Origin of the sequence: Bacteroides sp. D55t1_190419_B8 (assembly GCF_015558905.1) — a bacterium.
Taxonomy (GTDB): domain Bacteria; phylum Bacteroidota; class Bacteroidia; order Bacteroidales; family Bacteroidaceae; genus Bacteroides; species Bacteroides vicugnae.
The window spans coordinates 18,546-37,624 of sequence record NZ_JADMOU010000008.1 but is presented as its reverse complement, the minus strand read 5'-3'; the positions used below and the strand labels follow the sequence as shown (position 1 = coordinate 37,624).

The window sequence follows — 19,079 nt, the reverse complement described above, 5'->3', positions numbered from 1 at the left end:
GGATATTAATTATTTGCTCCCCTCGACAGGGAACACGTAAAACTTACGGTTCGGCTTGAAGTCGATCATCCATTGGTCTACTACAACATGTTTATCCAAAGCGGTGATAGTTAGCGTGTGCTTGCCTTTTTTAAGTGAGTGCTTGGTTTCCTTGATAGCTTGTCCGCGCAACACATTGCGTTTCCATGTCTCCGTCCGTCCTTTTTCACGAAAAGAAAGAACCTGCGGTTTTCCACCGTCTATACTGACACTAAAACGGATATCGCCTTTGTCATTCGGCTGGGTAGGAATGACGGCAGTACGTAATAAGGCTTCCCCTTCCCACGGGCAGTCGAACTCAAAAGTCAACGAACCGCCTTTGGGAAGAGATACGGCATTCATGCTATGGCCCAATGCTTGTATAGGAGTGGTTCCTTCAGTTGCTTTTGTATAATCACAAGCGTTGAAGGCAATGCATTTATCCGTTTTGATTTTATGAAGAGATTCTTTCTTTGGATTTTCAATCAGGTATTTATCTATTTCTTTGTCGGTCAGCCCTATGGGTAGGGTTGGTGGATAGAATACATATAGATCCCGTGGGTAGAAGCACATGGAATGTTTCCATTTTCCGTTGGACATATCGTTGTTGTAGTAATCAGTCAGGTCTTTGATTTCCTGATAGGCTTTCATGCTTCTTGCACATGCGGATAACATGGCTTTGTCACGTCCCCAAAGAGATTCGTCGCACTGTCCCATAGAATAGGAGCGGGCACGTTGCGCTTCCAGCATTTTGGTACTCATGGCGGCAGCTCCAAATACCTGATATTTGATATGTGAGAAAAAGGCGTCTTTACGTTCTGGGGTAATCATGGTTTCTACTTCCGCAACAGTTTTTTTGATAGCTTCGTAAGATTCCATGTAGCGGTCCAGTTCACCGCCGAATTCAGTCAGGCTGAATTCAGTGTCGATTACTTGTGAACACCCTCTGGGGTATCTTTTTTTGTCCAGTTCTACCTGTGTCCATCCCATGTGTTCTGGTTTGCGAATACCACATAAGCGGTAAAACTCATGCATGGCAGGGAATAATTTTTTGCCGGCTTGTTCTCCGAACTCACGACAGAGCCATTTTTCCTGATGTTCGTTCAGGGTGGAAGGAGTCACGGAATTAATATCCCATGCCATATCCAGGAATAACTCAAGATTATAGGCCGATGGTTTCAAATCATGTACGTTGACGATCCACACACGGCGTGCATGATGATCGTACGCCTGTTTCATTTCGTTATAGATAAGTCCCGGTTGGGTGGTACATAGCCACATATAATCGTGCGGACGTCCCCAATAGCTTAAATGGTAATAGACACCGGCTCCGCCACTGCGTTTTTGCTGCTCTTCGTCACTAAGGCGGGTCATGTAACCATAGTTGTCGTCACACCACATGAGTGTCACATCATCAGGAACTTGCAAGCCGTTTTCCATAATCTGCAATACTTCCTTATAAGGTACGAATACTTGCGGTACTTTTGTAACGTCAGGATTGGTGTATTTAGCCAGCATCTTGCGCTGGTCATTGATGACCTGTTGCAAGGCATTGACCTTTTCGTCCATAGTGCTTACGCCTTCCATGTGTCCGTCATGGATTCCCCGCATACCGATGGTGTACATATTCTCATATTTTCCGGCTTCTTTCAGCCGTTCTATCCAATAAGCCTGTACAGAATCACGATTGGTGATATAATTATAATCACCACGTCTTTTTACACTCCATTCTCCTACATTGTTGCGCATCAGAGGTTCGCAGTGCGAAGTACCGATGGCGATACCGCAACTATCAGCCATCTCTTTGGCGCCAGGTACGAAATAGAAAGGAGTGGTAATGCCATGCATGCCCGGCCATATTGCGTTGGCGCGCAGCCGGAGCAACAATTTGAATATTTCTTTATAGGTACGGGCTCCGATACGTCCTTTGATGTTGGAAGGTTCGAATGTCTTCCAACTCCAAGGCTGCAGCGACCAGTCTTCGTCATTCAGAAAAATCCCACGATATTCGACAGACGGACTTTGAAAATTCTTGTAGTTGTTGTCAAGGGTAAGTTGGGTCTGTTTTTCAGGGGTCACATCTCCCCACCATACCCAGGGCGATACACCTGCCAAACGTGACAATTCGAGTATTCCATAGGCAGTTCCCCGGCCGTCGCTGCCTACAACGAACAGTTGCCTGTTCGCAGAACTGCCAGCTACCGTAATGTAAAAGCCGTCTTTTTTGGCTGCGATGTTATCGACGGGAATATTTAGTCCGCGCAATTCCTTCTGCAGTTTTTTGTTTGCTTTATCCAATTGTATGATGCGGATAGTTGCTCTGGATGCAGGGACTTGTTTGGGTACGAGGCCCGTCACTTGTTTCATGTCCCCAGCAAACATGTCGATAGCTATTTTTACAACTGGGGTGGTAGACTGGGGCATAGCGTACGATATGGCCTGTTTTCCATTGTACCAAACGAAGTCGTTACTGCGTACAATCTGACTACATACAAAAAAGATGATTAGTAAGATAGAGCGTAAAAGCATGATATTAGTTTTTATGGTTATATTATTAATTTCCGTCAGGTTTTTCCATTTCGCAGAAAGGGGCCGGACACCAATGGAAATTGTTTCTGTCGTCCGGTTTGGCTGGGTCATAGGAAACCTCTGTTTTCAGGAATTTCGTCAATTCCGGCGTTGCCTTTTTCATTCCTTCAATTACACATTGGGCTATTTGATAAGCACCGTAAGGATTGAAGTGTGTGTTGTCGGCCAATGCTTTCTTTTGTCCCGGGAAGCTTCCCTTCGGATAGTGTACAAAGGCTTTTTTTGATTCACTTTCGCCCAATGCTTCATACAGTGTACCGGTCATTGTATTCAAATCGATCAAAGGTACATTTTCTTTTGCTGCAATCCAACGTACTGCGTCAGGATATTCGCCGTGGGTATTGACGGTACGTCCTTCTTTGTCAAACTTACGACGGCGTGTCGGGGTGACCAATACCGGTTGTCCGCCTTTGGCGCGCACTTCGTCAATGAATGTTTTCAGGTTTGTCATAAAAGAGTAGTATGCTCCTTTACCGGGACCCTTCTGTTTTTGATCGTTATGTCCGAACTCCACCATCAGGTAGTCTCCTTTTTTCATTACTGAAAGTGCTTTTTTCAGACGCCTTGCGGCAATGAAGGTATTAGCGCTTTCACCGCTTTCTGCATAATTGGCAATCGCTATTTCGAAATTGAAAAAGCGGGGAATCATTTGTCCCCAACTTGCCCAAGGCTCATTTTCCTGATCCACTACCGTACTGTTTCCACATAAGAAGATTGTAGGAATAGAAGGGTCGGCAGCTTCTATGTGAATACTTTCGCATACAGGTATATCTCCATTAATTTCGATTGTCAGTCTGTCGTCCCAATCTAATTTGCTCTTTTCACGATCCTTTATTTTCACGGATTCTTTAGCGGAAATGCGCGGACTGCGTTTATTAACGATGAATGTTTCTTCTACGAATTCTCCTTTCTTAGTAGGCAGGTTCTCTATGAACAAACGGCGTGACTCTGCACGTACTGTAGTATTTCCTGCCTTCTTCTTACTCCCTAAGCGTACAGTGACACGATAATTTCCGTCAGGAACACGCACGGAGAAATAAAAAGGTTCATTACTGTCTTTTTTAGGTGTGTCTACACGGTCGTATCCATATCCGGTCTTTTCCGAGTAGCGGGGAGCGTCGGCTAAATTAAAAGTCTGTGGTAAATTTTGTGCTTCTATACTAACTGATGCCAGTAATAAAAGGCTCAATAAAGTTATTTTCATTTCAGGTAAAATTAGAATATGTGTGAGTGAAATTCTTGTTTCTCGTTTCCGCAGCTAAAATAGTGCGTTTTTCTTTCATGTATAATGGACATACGTGTGAAAATATGGATTAATTGTGTTATTTGCTGTCCGCACCAATATAATATCCCAGATGTGTCGGCTGATTGTAGCCTACATTCTGCATGGCTTGTGACATATCATACGTATGGTCATTCGTTAGATGTACAAACCGGTGTCTGGTGGGATGATTGCTGGAGAATATATAAATGTACTCTCCGTCTTTGCTCCGGTATATCACTTCTTCACGGTAGTCACCTAGGAAATCTCCGTAATAACAGGGATTGGCTTTGGTGGAGTTGTTGGAATAAACCCCGCTGCCGTAATAGGTAAAAGTGACTACCCGCGATTTATCCCACGGAGCGGATTTCGTGTAGCTATGTACCATCACGTCGTCCAGCATTTGGCGGGTCAGGTCGCCTGTCCAGAAGATAGCGTTGTTGTAGCTTTTGGAGCCGGTTTTGGCAGAAGGCAAAGTCGTACTAAGCAACTGTCCGGTCTGACAACTATACACACCGCTGGCCTCGGACGACCAATATTCATGTCCGGGACTATCCGGAATAATGTCTGCTACCAGGCATCTTCCTATATCTCCGGGAGGGTCTTTATCTTCATCCTCTTCATCTGCACCATCTTCGCTACTTCCGGAACCTGATCCGCCTGCATGGCCGGTTATAAACTTCCCTGTCGCTGCATCGAATACGGCACAGCCATAGCCAAATCCGTTATTTATATATTTATTCGGGTTTTCGAAACAGGCCACCACTTGTAATCCCGGTCGGTCGGGAATGAATTTCCCTACATGGAGGGCATCTCCGTGTCCGTTTCCCGTGCAATAAAGTCCTTTGCCGTTGCGTGCGATGGCTGCTGATCCGTAGAGAATCTCGTCATATCCGTCACCGTTCAGGTCTGCTACTCTGAATGTGTGTGAACCCATGTCCCTGTAAGACTCATTTCCTTTATCGTTTGTATTGAATTTCCAGCGGGGAAGCAGGGAAGAACCGTTGAAATCGAGTGCCCATACCTGCCAGTTCCTGTAGATTCCACGAGTGATGATTAGGCTGGGATTCGCTTTTCTTACACCGTTTTGAGGGATTCCGTCCAAATAAGCGGCTCCGATAAAGAAACGATCCATGCGGTTGCCATAGTCGTCTCCCCAGTAATTATGCCAGTATTTGGCACGCTCATAGTTACTCCCTTCACCGCCACGCGGAATATTGTTGGTACGGCCTACTTCCATCCCCTGTCCGTTGACGATGGATATATATTCCGGTCCGTCGAAAATTAAACCACAGGTAGAATGTAGCGACTTTCCTGAATACCACCCTTTCCCTAAAGGATCTTTTTGCCTGTAATCGTTTATGTTTCCACTGGCATCCGTTATTTTTTCGCCATTGGCGAATTTAGTACCTTCGGAACTGCGGAAGGCAATTTCGCATTTTCCGTCACCATCAAAGTCATACACGATAAAAGAAGTGTAATGAGAGCCGGAACGTATATTGATACCCATGTCTATCTGCCAAAGGAAAGTGCCGTCCAGTTTGTAGGCTTCGAGCAGGGTAGTGCCCTCTCGCCACCCGCCTTGGTTTGCTCCGTCGTAAGGTTGGCGTTTAAGCACGATTTCCATTACTCCGTCACCGTCGAGGTCACCTACCTGTGCATCATTGGCAGCATAGGTCAGGCTGGGGTCGGGGACATTGCTGTTTAGTCGGATGGCACGATAAAATGTTTCCGCCATTTGGGGAGTGAATGTATATTCGCAGAGCGTCTGTTCCGAATCGGCAACAGTGACACGATATCTATGGGTCGTTTGTGCATGAATGCTTTTATCCGCCCAACAGGTAGCGTCTGTAACGGGAGTTTCGTTCAGTTTGACTTCCGGGCCGTTATCTTCGCTTTTATAAATATCAAATGCCAGGTTATCGGGGTCGGTGGGGAGTAGTCGCCAGCTGACTAAGGCATGTGAATAGCCGGAAGTGTGGTTTAACATCCCTCTGGGTGTAGGATCATAACTCACCCACATACCGCGTTCCCCTATTATAATCTCTTTTTCAGGTTCTTCCTTTTTTTCGGTATTCTCCGTATTATTACTTGCCGGCGATTGTATTTGTTCATCTCCGCAGGCAACAATAAAAAGAAGTATTCCGAATATGGATAAATAGCGTAAATGTTTCATGGTCAATGTATTTGGTTAACGTTCGCTTACAAAGATGATGAGAGTATCGTGTCCGTAACATGGACGCTCGTACGTTTGCATGGATTATTTGTCCGTGCTGTTTTTTATTCGGGGCGGATTTGATAATCTGTGCTGGTTTGTGTACGGATGTCCATTCTCCGGCACTTATTCTCTGCTTACATTTGCAATACATTGATGAATGTATCTCTGTATTTTAGTAAAAGTTGAACTATAAAAATAATACTATTATGAAAACTCGTAAATTGAAGATTGCGTATGCTTTCCTGCTCTTGATGCCGGCAGTTACGTTGCTCCAAACTTCCTGCTCGGACAGTCAGTCCGATGGCGATGCTCAACAAGGCAGTGTGGAGATTGCGGCCAGTTGGGATGATTATTCGGCGGAAGCGGAACTCCCCGGCAGCTATACCCTTGTCATTACCGGTGTCGGTGAACAGACGATGAATAGTCGTACTGCCACTTTTCAATCCTTGCTCGACGCAGGGACATACGGACTAACTGCTTATCATATCCCTGCAAATATGACTGTCGATAACCTTATCGCCAGTGTGGGACTTCACGAAGATGGAACACTTCTGCAACCGGGTTATCTCTTTTCCAATACCCGTATCAAATCGGTAGTAGTAGAATCGGACAAGACTGTGAAAACTACCCTGAAAATGAAACAACGGGTTCGGCAACTGACATTAACGTTAGTTCCACAGGGCGGCGACCCTGCGCAGATTGAAGAAACGGAACTGCAAGCATCTTTGTCCAGCATCGCTTCAACCTTTAATATGACAACAGAAGAATTGTCGGAAGCCAGGAATATTGCTATTGTCTTTAAAAAACAGTCATCCGGCTCTTATTCGGCTACTTTATCCATCTTAGGTGTTGTGCCTGAAGGAGAACAGGAACTCACTCTCCAACTGAACTTATCCAAAGGAAGACATTATGAATTGAAGAGTGATCTGACCGAAGCCTTGAGGTATTTCGGGAATGATATAGCTCCGCTTTCCCTGAAGGCTCCGCTCGAACTTCCCGGAGGAGTTGAAGGCTCCGGCACTATTCTACCATGGGAACCGGAATTTGAGGACGGACCGCATGATGTCGAAATTCATTAAAATATAGAACCATGAGAATCAGATTTCTTTTGATGGCAGTATCGCTGATGATATTGACCGCGTGTAACAATCTACAAGAGACAGAAGAGGCTATCAGCCAAATACCGGTAGCTGTCAATGTATGGGGAACTATCAATACAAACGGGCTGACTACCCGGGTTACGAACGATGTATGGGAAACCGGAGATGCAATCGGTATATCCGGAAAAAGTGGAAATGTTGAATATACGAACAGGCAATATGACTTTTCCAAAGGTTCGTCTTTCATTCCTGCGGGAGAGGTAATCTACTATATAAATAAGGAGATGGTGAAATTTTCCGCTTACTATCCTTTCAACGAAATGGGAGGTGCGTTTGAAGTAAATGTGAGTAATCAGAATGAAAGTAAAAACTTCGATTATTTATATGCTACTGCGGAAGGTTCGGAGGCAGCTCCGCTTCTGGACTTTAAATTCCGGCATCAGATGTGCAAGGTAGTGCTGAACTTCCTGCCGGGTAGCGGCTTTGCGGAAGATGCGGACTTTAGTAACGGTATTATCCGGTTTGCCTCTTTACATCCCACCGGTACGTTTAATACCGTCACCGGTAGTGCTGAAATTACTGCGGAAGAAGCGGGCGGACTTGAATTTATTGCCGGAACTACCATTGTACCGGATGGAAATACTTATTCGTTTATCCTCCTGCCCGAAACTGTTTCCGGCGGTGTTGCACTCTCATTCACCCAGGAGGATGGAACTGTCCATGAAGGAGCACGCCTGACCGGGAAAGAATCTGCTGATTTGGCTTTGACGCCGGGTAAAGTGTACGAGTATAACGTTACGGTGAACCGTGAACGGCTCACCATCTCTTCTTCCGCTATCCACGGGTGGGATGAAACTCCCGGAGATAAGGATGTGAACATAAATATATAATTCAACCTGTTAATGAGTCTGATAATTATGAAACCAGATAGTAAAAAATTACGGATGTTCGCCTGGCTGCTTGTTATGGCAGCAGGCAGTGTACTGACATCATGCACATCTGATGAAAAAGAAATTTCCGGTTTACTGGACAATAAATATCCGATGGAGTTTGTGGGACAGGTCTTTAACCAGTCGATCACACGAACTACTTCGGAAGGAACATGGACTGGAACGGAAGAAGTGGGCGTACAAGTCGGTGACGGAATAAAGTTGTATAAGGCAGATATATACGGAACCTTGACAACAGAAGATACCCCCTTTTATTGGGAAAGCAAGACGGCAACGGTTGATGTATTGGCATGGTTTCCTTGCAATGGTACAGAAGCGCTGCCCGCATCGTTCTCGGTGCAACAGGATCAGAGCCAAAATGATGGTTTCCAGAACAGCGACTTTTTGAGAGCCAAAGGTACTTTTTCCTTTTCCGGTCAACAACCAGCTTTGGATTTTTATCATCTGCCTGCAAAAGTGAAACTGAATCTGAAAGTCGGCGAAGGAGTGGAAGATCCCGAAACAGTGAAGAATGCAGAAGTAACCTTTGTCAACATGGCATTAGCTTCGGGTGAAATAAACATGGCTACGGGTGAAGTGGCACAAACTACCGGAGAGGAAACGATTATCCCTCAAAGACTGGATGAAAAGAGTGTAACAGAAGGCTGTTTGCAAACACTGCAAGCCTTACTGGTGCCGCAACAAATGAGAGGCAAGCAGTTTATTAAAGTAGTAGTGGATGGCGTTGAGGCCTATTATATCCCGGCGGAGGATGATGCAAACCTGCAAGCCGGTTACCTGTATGTTTACAATATTGAGATAACCCACAGAAACGAGATCGAGGTAACTCTTGCCGTTTCCGGTCCTGCCTGGACAGAAGGGAAAGAGCAAACTGTTGTCAGCAGTACTTATTACACGGCGGACGATATGAAACCCGGTGATTTCTTTTACCGTACGGCAGATGGAACGGGTTGGGCAGTAAGTGATGGTGGTTTGCGTAAAGTGAATCATGCAACAGGTGAAAAAGAGTGGGAAACTCCGGCGCAAAGTCCTGTTGATTTTACAGACGGGAGAGTATGTATCGGCATTGTTTTCCAGACAGAATCGAAACGTATCAGTGCACTTGAAAAGGCAAAAGGCTGGACACACGGGTACGTGATGGCTTTGACTGATGCTGCCGAAAAGTGTACCTGGGGTGATAAGACCATAGATGAAGATACGGGAGAAATGACTGAAGGTATTAATTATTTCCCGAATCTGCCAACGAACTCTGATATGTATGGCGATATTGACGGATATGGCAAGAAAGTATACATTGCCGGACAGAAACTTGCCGGAGTAACAACTGCCGATGGCACACTTTATGATGTTTTCTACCACTCGGAAAATTATGGAACGGATGGTAGCGGACAGTATGCTGCGCCTGCCGATGGAACGACTTCCGGCTGGTATCTGCCTACTATCGGACAGTGGTGGGATATTCTGGAAAATCTGGGTGATGTTAATGGATTGATAGCCTTGAGAAATAGTTCAGGAACCACTGTTGAACTCAAAAATGGAGTTTCCCAAGTTGCCATAGATCGGATGAACGAGCTTATGAATGCTAGTGGACAGACTGTTACTTTATTTAAGGCAGATGTTCATTATTGGTCGAGCTCGGAAAAGAGTAGCGGTGTTGCCCGACGTGTCCTTTTCGATGGTTCGGGTAAGAAATATTCTTTGCGAATTGGAGATAATAATAAGGATAATCCTTCTACGAATGTCCGCTGCATTCTGGCTTTCTAAGTGGGCTCCTGAAGAAACATTCCGTATATGAAAAAATAAAAATAAGAATATGATGAAATTATATAAGTTATTTATTCTGTCAGCTTCTGTTTTTCTGCTGACAGCTTTATCTGGCTGTTCCAAGGAAGAAGATGTTTTTACCACTTTGCCGGAAGGGGGACTTCCTCTCACTCTCAAAGTCACTTCGGACAATTATATATCTACTGGCACTGTTGAAACACGCATGGTAGAAGAAGGTTACACTACTCAATTCACTTCCGGTGACGAGATTGGTGTCTTGCAGCTAACACCGTCATCCGGAAATGGAGGAGAGACAGTAGCTAAAAATTATCGCTTTACTCTTGATGACGAGGGCAACTGGACAGGAGTACCGTTGTTACATAAGCAGGGGGATGAGTATATCGTTTACTATCCTTATATTTCGGTTAGCAGTAAAGAGGAACTGGAGGCATATTGTACTTCATTCGAACCTCGTCTGAACCAAGCCACTTACGAGGATTATACGAAAAGCGACCTGATGAAAGGAGAAGGACTCGTATCAGGAACTACATTGAATGTCAATTTGGAACATCAGATGGCATTGATCGTAATCGAAGTGCCGTTGGGTAAATGCGCGACTACCAAAGACGGTAAAGTGAAATATCATCCGGCTACTACGGTTTTGGGTGCACCTGCTTTTTCGTGGGAAGAAGGGAAGGTTCCTTATCAGACTTCGGATGAAAGAATCCTGCGTTATATCATCAAGCCGGATGCGGATTTCTCCCTGAAAGGCAGCTACCCTTATTATATAGGTACACGGAAATTCGACATAGCGGTTACTGCCTCCGATGCAGCTGCTAAACACTATCTTTTCTATACGCTTGATGAGGGAGTAGAACCTCCGGGTAGCCGTGATGTTCAGGTAGGAGATTATTATATGAGTGATGGAACTATACTTCCCGGAGATGTAGCCAGTGTACCTGAAGGCTGTATCGGAATTGTGTTTCAGGCAGATACGGAGCGTATGAGTGCCGATGAACTGGCACAGGGATGGACACATGGCTGCGTCATGGCACTGACTAATGCAGGTAAAGACTCCAAATGGGGAAAGGCAGCCACGGAAGGCGATGGGGAAAATTCCCCATTTGCGGAACATGCATCTACCTATAAGGGGATGTATCAGGAGATAGGCGGATATGTGAAAACGAAGTATATGGTGGATACGTATGCAAATGAGGCTACTTTTCAGGAGGTGAACGGAGCTTTTTATCAGGCCAGCCAGTATGGAGAAACGGCGGCAACGACATCATATAAAGCTCCCAAAGGCACCAGTGGTTGGTATTTGCCAAGTATAGGCCAATGGTGGGATATTTTTGAGAACTTGGGAGAAGCGAAAGGACTGGCCACTCTGAAAGATAACGAGACGACATCTAGCAATATCGCAATTAGTTTGAGTGGAGAATCGGTATTCGAAAATCTGAATACTTGCCTGAAAGCTGCATCATCATCAGTCGATGAATTTGAAAGTTCGAAAAATTACTGGTCGAGTTCAGAACACAATAGAAATAATAAGGGATTGGTTTATGCACATTCTGTGTCTTTGACTGCTACCTCCCTTACAACCACCGGTGCCACTAAAACAAGTAACAGTAACCGCAGAGTTCGTTGTGTACTCTCATTTTAGAAACCACAAAAGATATATATATTAAATGTTAGTTCTCATGCCGGAATGCCTTGAAGGTATTTCGCATGAGAACTATGTCACACTTAAATGAATCATGATTATGAAAATGAAATTTCTTTTCCTGGTGGCTCTTGTACTTTTTACTTCCGCCATCACAGACAATTCTCCGGTAACAATTTATATGATTGGTGACTCGACTATGGCAAATAGAAATCTAGCGAAGAGTCCGCGAAATAAGGAACGTGGATGGGGAATGATGCTAGGCAGCTTTTTCCCTGCCGATAAAGTGGTAGTTGCCAATCATGCAGCTAGTGGTCGCAGCACAAAAAGTTTCATTGACGAAAAAAGATGGACGCGGGTAGTCAATCAGATTAAGCCGGGTGACTATGTGTTTATCCAGTTCGGACATAATGACGAGAAAAAAGACAATCCGAAACTCTATACCGAACCGGGCGGTACGTTCGACGATAATCTGCGTAAGTTCGTGAATGAAACCCGTGCAAAAGGCGGTATTCCCGTCCTTTTCAATTCTATCGTCCGTCGTAAGTTCTGTCAGGACGCAGCGGGGAACTTTACCGATTCACTTTCTGATACGCATGGTGACTATCTTCTTTCTCCTAAACGGATAGCCGAAGAACTGAATGTGGTCTTCATTGATATGAACAAGATGACTCATGATCTGGTGCAACAGATGGGGCCGGAGAAATCGAAAGAACTGTATATGTGGGCTGGAAAGAAAGATGATACACATCTGAATATCAAAGGTTCCCGCGTATTTGCCGGAATGGCGATTGATGCGGTCGGCAAGAAAATTCCCGAACTGGAGAAATATATCCGTCACTTCGATTATGTGGTAGCCACGGACGGAAGCGGTGATTTCTTCACCTTGGATGAGGCTTTGAAAGCGATTCCGGCAAGGAAGAAATGTACAGTGCTTGTACGTACAGGGCAATATGGTCCCAAACCGGAGATTAGAAACAAGTTGATAAAGATTACGGAAGATGAAGGCGTCACTTACGGAAGTCCGGCAATCTAGCAGGAAACGTCATTTGAATAGCAGACATAGAAAAACTATAATTCCCACCACAACGCTGGAACGGCTCATGTTTTCGAGACATGAGCCGTTTTCGTATCGTTCAGAATTAGTACCAATCAGCATCTATTTGTTTCTAGCATCTAAAGAATTTATCCCTAGAGCTGCATAATTCTATTCGTCTGACAACTGTTAAACTTTCGTCTGACAGTTGTTATTCTTTCGTCTAACAGTTGTCAGACGAAAAATAAACAATTGTCAGACGAATAAATTCATGAATAAATTTTCTTTGTTTACTATTATTTGAACTGATATCCTCTGAAAGTTCTTTTTAAGTCCGTGCCGAAATAGAATCCGGGTTGGGTGGGTTGGTTATATCCTACATTTTGGGTGGCGATGCTGATTCTGTATATCGGATCTTCCAGAAAAGTATGGAAACGATATTCTGTTGGAATTGTTGATACATATAAGTGCAGGGAGTTGTTATCTTCGGAGCGGAAAAGGACTTCTTCGCGCCAGTCTCCGATAATATCTCCTTGCAGGCAGGGAGTAGCTTTCGTACTGTTATTGGAAGCAACCCCTTCAAATTCTACAAACGGGATAAAACGTTTCTGTTCCCAGTCATATTTGCTGATACGGGTTTTATCCAATACCTCGCGCAATAAATCACCATCCCACCAAACAGCCATGTTGACAGGGAAGTTTTTAGTCTTCGGAGCAAGCAGTTCACCTTTGAAATTGATGATACCACCTGTTCCCGGTGACCATAATTCCACTCCTGGATTCGTCGGGTCGATGTCGGCGGCCATACAACGGCCTATATCCCGGGTACTCTTGAGTTGCAGGATGATTTCTCCGGTGGCAGCATCCCGATAAGTACTGCCGTCACGTTTGTTTTCGTGGCAGGCCCATACTTGCAGACCTTTTCGTGCAGGGTCTATTTGAGTTAGTTGGATGGCATCTCCATGTCCGAGGCCGGTAGAGTAGAGCCCTTTGCCATTATGGTCGATGGTGCACGAACCGTAGATGATTTCATCACACCCGTCACCATCTATGTCTCCTACACGGAGATTATGGTTTCCTTGTTTGGCATACTTTTCATTTCCGGGGGTGTTTGTATCGAATACCCAATGCTTATTCAGTTTCTTTCCATCCCAGTTGAAGGCAGCCAGTACGATACGCGTGTAGTAACCGCGGCACATCACTACGCTGGGACGAACACCGTCCAGATAAGCGATGCAGGCGAGAAAACGGTCGCTGCGGTTGGCACGCGTATCACCCCAGTCTTTGGGATTTCCACGGGCAGGGATATAGTCAGTAGTGTAAAGTGCTTCACCGGTAAGTCCGGAGAATACGGTCAGATATTCGTTACCTTCCAGTATGCGTCCCTGACGGGTAAGTTTATTCTTTTTCTTATCAAATACGCCGGGTTCGCGATAGTCGGTTTTGGTATTTCCTATCACTTCTCCTTTACCATCTACCGTTCCGTCCGAAGTACGCATCACTACTTCCGCTTTGCCGTCACCGTCGAGATCATACACCATAAATTGGGTGTAGTGTGCTCCGGCACGTATGTTCTTTCCCAGGTTGATGCGCCATAGTTGCTCGCCGTTCAGCCGGTAGCAGTCAAAATATACTTCGCCTGTATATCCGTCATGAGAATTATCTTTTGCGTTGCTGGGTTCCCACTTCAGGATGATTTCATATTCACCGTCACCATCTACGTCACCAATAGAAGCATCATTCGGACTGTACGTATATGTATCGCCTGCCGGAGTCACACCGTCTGCAGGTTTCTGCAATGGAATTTGCAGGTAACCGAGAGGAGCGTTGGCGGGAAGTGTGTATTTGCCGTCAATGTGATGCGTCTCTTTTCCTTTCAGTACGGGGCGTACTTCGTATGCCGCCGTTTCCAGACTGCTATTCTCGTCACGGAACAAAGTGCCCGTGACCACCGGGTGAGTAGTCAGCTTCTTACCGTCACGATATACATTGAAAGCTGTTTCCATCGGATCCGAAGAAAGATACCGCCATGAGACTACCACTGTCGAGGGACTTTCACGGATAGCAACTACACCGCGTCCGAGTTTCTCCTTTTGTAGTTTTGAATAGTTATAGTTGGGTTGGGCATTTGCTGTCCATGCGGATGATAATGCGAATACGCACATCAACCAGTAAATATATCTTTTCATACCAAATAGTTTTTAGTTTCTATAAATTCCCGGAAGGCGTACTTTTCAGATGGATATTACATTGATCGTTGTTCTCGGATGCAATAGTGGTGTTGTCCTTGGTATCCAACATAATTTCCGCCAGATTAAAGTTTCTGCTATACCGGATTCGTCCTGCTTTTTGTGCCTGTACTTCGATGGCATACAGGAAGAAATTCTCCAGACGCAATGTATCGTTCCATCCCGATGCGGAGATAAACTCTCTGACGTTGGTGGCTTTGACATGCGAAAGATAGACGTTACGGAATTTCGGATACCCCTTTTCTTCGGGCGCTACCGGAGTGAGCAGTATTTTCCAGTGCTCGGGGATTTCTTTGTGCGAATATTCTTCGGGCAGGGTACTGTAACTATATTGCGGATTCCAGTTCAGATCAGCGGCGAGTACATTGCGTACACTGTCTGCTTTGACACGGGTAATATAGATATTTTCTATGATTCCGCCCCGGTTCATAGCACTCTTTAGTCTTAATACACTCCAGGTGCCTTGGGCTGTGAGGTCGTGCCCCAGGATATTCCGTATGCCGCCGGAAGTTTCGCTTCCGCAGGTGATAAGTCCGGCACCTTTGCGGGTGGTACAGTTGCGTATGACTACATTCTCCGTCGGGCGGTTGACGCGCAGCCCGTCCGTGTCTCTACCTGATTTCAGGCAGATATTATCATCATTGCAGTCTATCATACAGTTTTCTATCAATATGTTGGTAGAGGAATCTATATCCACTCCATCCGTGCTCGGTCCGCGTCCACCGATATTATTGTTGATGGTGAGTCCGTTGATGCTGCAATAATCGGAGTAGAGGATCTGACAAGCCCAAAAACCGGTACGCATCAGGGTGAAGTCCTTTAAAGTCACGTCTGTACTCCGTTCGACCAAGATACCGCGTACACGCTTGCAATCATAATCCACAGCCCAGCGTAAACCTTTCTTTTCGTACTCCTTGCGCATGCTCCAGTACTGGTCCCAAAACTTCTTTCCACGGCAGTCAATCATTCCCTCGCCGCTGATAGCTACATTCTTTTGCTTGATGACATTGAGAACGGCCGACGGCCATATCATTTCAATACCGGCGATGCGCGAACGGAACTCGGGATAGTTGTTTATATCGGTAGAAGCGAGTAAGGTCACCCCTTTATCCAGTTGCAGGTTGACACCGCTTTTGATAAACAGAGCTCCCACCAGATAGTATCCGGGAGCCAGTATCACGGTTCCGCCCCCTGCGGCGGAACATTCGTCAATCGCCTTTTGAATAGCTTCCGTACTAAGCCGGGTGCTGTCGGCTACTGCGCCGAAAGAGTTGGCGGATATAATTCTCCCGTCCGGTTGCTGTCTGCTACCGACGCTGTCTGCCCAACTCAAGTCCACTTGCTGCGGCAGTTTTCCCCAGTCATAGGTGTGGTGAGTCTGTTTGCCGGAATTGCAGGCTGTCAGGAGTACACCGGTTAAGAGGGAAGTAAGAATGCTGTTTATTCTCATTTGATAAACTTTTGGTGATTAAGATTTCTAAGAAATATTGTCTACGTAATTTTTTCGACTAAATTAGCGGCTTTTATTGGAGAGGCGAATGGAGTGGTGTACGAAAGCATGGACTATTTCTTGTATATTGACTGCTTGTGATAGAATGTCCATGAATCACATAAAAAGTCCATCCTTATTAGATATTCGCAGTTAGAATCCCTTCAGGATGGGGTACATTGATAGTCCATACAAAAGTACGAATGTCCATTCCCGGCAGGGGTGTGCAGTCCTATCTTTGCCGTATAATAAAATCTTGTTGATAATTCTATTTTAATTTTAAGACTATGATACACACGTTATTTGGTTTATGCAAGAAACGTTTCAGCCAGTTGGAAACTTGCGGCCTGGTCATGTTGATGTTGCTATTGCTGGCAGGTTGTACCGATACGGAGGAACAGTATGAACGTCCTTCGTGGTTGGAACCACCTATTTATGAAGTATTGGCAGGGAAAGGTAATTTCTCCATGTATTTGCATGCGGCGGATAAGACGTTGTATAGCTCCATCCTCAAAGGAGCCGGTAATTATACTGTATTTGCCCCGAACGATGATGCTTTCCGTAAATTCCTTTCCGAACACAATTATACTTCTGTTGATGAAGTTCCCGTGGATGTGCTGACACAAGTTGTCGCTTATTCGATGGTATTCAACCGCTTCGAGACTGCCCGCCTGGGAGATGTCTTGAACAGTGGTGTTTGGGAAACCGGGACTTCTATCAAAAAACGCTCCTCTTATTATAAGACACTTTATAAAGAGACTATCGACGGAGTGGAACAGTGGGTGGTAGACAGTCCTGCCGATGTGACGGCTGTTGTTACTCCTTATAAGTTTTTACCCATTTTTACCGATTCTTATTTTACGGGTAATCTGTTGACTGCAACCGATTATGAGAAATTCTTTCCGGATGCTGCTTATTCAGGATTGAATGCTGCTGCCGGAAGCGTATCGAATAAGGATATGTATGCCGAAAATGGAATTATCCACGAGGTGGATGCGGTTAATTTGCCGTTGGATAACCTGGATGAAATGTTGAGAAGAGACGAGCATGAATCCTTCCGTAAGATTTTAGAAACGAAAGTAGGAAATTCCTATCTGTTTGTCTCTTACTTGTTAGGTGAAAATACAACCGAAGTTTATAAAAAACTTTATCCGGACCGTAATATCTCTGCAGTTTATTGCAAGACTTATCAAAACTTACCTTACTTATTAAATAATGAAGATTATAAAGGTACGGAAAGCGGTACGACGGAACAACATGGATATACCCTGCTTGTTCCTTCCAACAAGTCTGTGCAACGGTTTGCGGAAATGTTATGCGAGCGTGCCGAGGTGGGCGACTTGTCAGAACTTTCACTGACCGCATTGACCTATTTTCTGAAAGCCCATATGGTGCCGCGTATTGTATGGCCTTCGCACTTTGCCTCGGAACAGAACTCCAATGAAGAATATCTGAATGGTGAAGGAAAAGACGGGCCGGATTTTGATGCTTGTGTAACAAAGAGCAGCTTTGCCAGCAACGGTGTACTGTATGATACGAAAGAAATCGTGCAGAGTAAATACTTCACCACTGTTTATTCCGAAATCCTGCTGAATAAAGACTGTCGTAACTTGGCGAATATAGCCTACGAGAAGTTTTTTATCAACGATTGGATACCGGAGATGACCAAAAGTAAGTTGACGGGAGATAAAGAAGTAGATTATATCATGGTACTTCCCTCGGACGAATTGCTGAAAGCGGACGGATTCTCTTATGACGAAGTGAATAATAAATTTCTGAATGATAATCTGACTGCTTCTTCCGATGCGGAAGACCGTATGAAAAGGCTGCTCCGTTCGTGCGTCTTTAAACGTACGAAGGGGTTGACGGAACTGGATGATTTTGCCGGATTCCCCCAACTTTCTTACGATGGATATGGCTATGCGGTAAATATCTATGGAGATATGATACGCTTCAGGGATAACAAGCTGCAAGGTTTGGGCAACATCCTTGACGGTACGGAAGTAGAGGTGGAAGAAGTCGATTTTGACTATATCAATGGGCATGTTTTCCGTATTACAAACGGAACAATGATCGAATACAGTCCGCGCAACAGCGGTGGTACGGCTGCATTTACCGTTCCTAAACTTTACGACCGTATCACCATGTACGCACAGGAGAATAGTGACTGCCGTTTATTCAAGCAATATATGGATAGAGTCTATGGAGGAACTTCTCCTTCTTTTATCAGAGAAAGTACTAATTATACAGTTCTGATTCCTACGGACGAAGCGATACAAAATGCAGTGGGTTCGGATCTTCTTCCCGCTTTACCCAGCGGCAGTGATGCTTTTGAATCGGAAGACAAATCGATGGTAGAACGTTTCATACAACTTTGTTTCCTTACCGGAACAGTAGTGCCGGATGATGGAATGCCTTATATAGAACCGGGAAAGAATGAAAGCCTTGCATTGAATACTGTCTACAAACTGACGGATAGCGAGCTGGATTTATGGTCGGTCACCACTGCGGTGGTCGTATCCAAACAGGCAGACAATAGTTTGACTTTCCGTTTTCGGGATATAACCAAAAACGACTGGCTTCAGGTGGAGGGATATGCACCGGTCAATGTTGTACGCGAATCTGGTAAGAGTAACTATGTAGGCCCCTTGTCTGTGATACATGCCGTGGATGGTATCATTGGGTTTACAACACATCCCAAAGAATAATTGAATCTAATATTTACCTAATTAAACACAATGA

At 45.0% G+C, this 19,079-nt stretch carries 11 protein-coding genes; 6 read left to right on the top strand and 5 right to left on the bottom strand.

The window, feature by feature from the left end; translation table 11 throughout:
• Positions 1-9: 9 nt before the first annotated feature.
• The 3 genes from I2I13_RS09525 to I2I13_RS09515 all read right to left on the bottom strand — a co-directional run bounded on the left by I2I13_RS09525 (position 10) and on the right by I2I13_RS09515 (position 6,044).
• Positions 10-2,547, bottom strand: a complete 2,538-nt coding sequence (locus tag I2I13_RS09525; protein WP_195649334.1) for a glycosyl hydrolase 115 family protein — start codon at positions 2,545-2,547, stop codon at positions 10-12.
• Between the two features lie 25 nt (positions 2,548-2,572).
• The gene (locus I2I13_RS09520; RefSeq protein WP_195649333.1) at positions 2,573-3,811 is read right to left on the bottom strand and encodes a rhamnogalacturonan acetylesterase; all 1,239 of its coding nucleotides are present in this window, start codon (positions 3,809-3,811) and stop codon (positions 2,573-2,575) included.
• A 118-nt stretch (positions 3,812-3,929) separates the two neighbouring features.
• Positions 3,930-6,044 (bottom strand): hypothetical protein, encoded by a 2,115-nt coding sequence (locus tag I2I13_RS09515; RefSeq protein WP_195649332.1) that lies wholly within the window; start codon positions 6,042-6,044, stop codon positions 3,930-3,932.
• Between the two features lie 248 nt (positions 6,045-6,292).
• On the opposite strand from I2I13_RS09515, the gene I2I13_RS09510 reads away from it, so the two are divergent.
• The 5 genes from I2I13_RS09510 (at position 6,293) to I2I13_RS09490 (ending at position 12,599) form a co-directional block, all read left to right on the top strand.
• Positions 6,293-7,165 carry a FimB/Mfa2 family fimbrial subunit gene (locus I2I13_RS09510; RefSeq protein WP_195649331.1) on the top strand — a complete coding sequence of 291 codons (873 nt, stop codon included), beginning with the start codon at positions 6,293-6,295 and terminating at the stop codon, positions 7,163-7,165.
• An 11-nt stretch (positions 7,166-7,176) separates the two neighbouring features.
• Positions 7,177-8,076, top strand: a complete 900-nt coding sequence (locus I2I13_RS09505) for a fimbrillin family protein (RefSeq protein ID WP_195649330.1) — start codon at positions 7,177-7,179, stop codon at positions 8,074-8,076.
• Positions 8,077-8,103: 27 nt separating this feature from the next.
• On the top strand, positions 8,104-9,900 hold the full coding sequence (locus I2I13_RS09500) for a fimbrillin family protein (RefSeq protein WP_195649329.1): 1,797 nt from the start codon (positions 8,104-8,106) through the stop codon (positions 9,898-9,900).
• 49 nt (positions 9,901-9,949) lie between these two features.
• Positions 9,950-11,563, top strand: coding sequence for a fimbrillin family protein (locus I2I13_RS09495; protein WP_195649328.1), 1,614 nt, complete (start codon positions 9,950-9,952; stop codon positions 11,561-11,563).
• 100 nt (positions 11,564-11,663) lie between these two features.
• Positions 11,664-12,599 carry a rhamnogalacturonan acetylesterase gene (locus tag I2I13_RS09490; protein ID WP_195649327.1) on the top strand — a complete coding sequence of 312 codons (936 nt, stop codon included), beginning with the start codon at positions 11,664-11,666 and terminating at the stop codon, positions 12,597-12,599.
• A 296-nt stretch (positions 12,600-12,895) separates the two neighbouring features.
• On the opposite strand, the gene I2I13_RS09485 is transcribed toward I2I13_RS09490, so the two are convergent.
• Positions 12,896-14,788: a rhamnogalacturonan lyase gene (locus I2I13_RS09485; RefSeq protein WP_195649326.1), complete on the bottom strand. Its 1,893-nt coding sequence runs from the start codon at positions 14,786-14,788 to the stop codon at positions 12,896-12,898.
• A gap of 19 nt (positions 14,789-14,807) precedes the next feature.
• Complete coding sequence (locus I2I13_RS09480; protein WP_195649325.1) at positions 14,808-16,298, bottom strand: glycoside hydrolase family 28 protein; 1,491 nt, start codon at positions 16,296-16,298, stop codon at positions 14,808-14,810.
• A gap of 326 nt (positions 16,299-16,624) precedes the next feature.
• Here I2I13_RS09480 and I2I13_RS09475 point away from each other — a divergent pair, with 326 nt between their 5' ends.
• The gene (locus I2I13_RS09475) at positions 16,625-19,045 is read left to right on the top strand and encodes a fasciclin domain-containing protein (protein WP_195649324.1); all 2,421 of its coding nucleotides are present in this window, start codon (positions 16,625-16,627) and stop codon (positions 19,043-19,045) included.
• Positions 19,046-19,079: the final 34 nt, after the last annotated feature.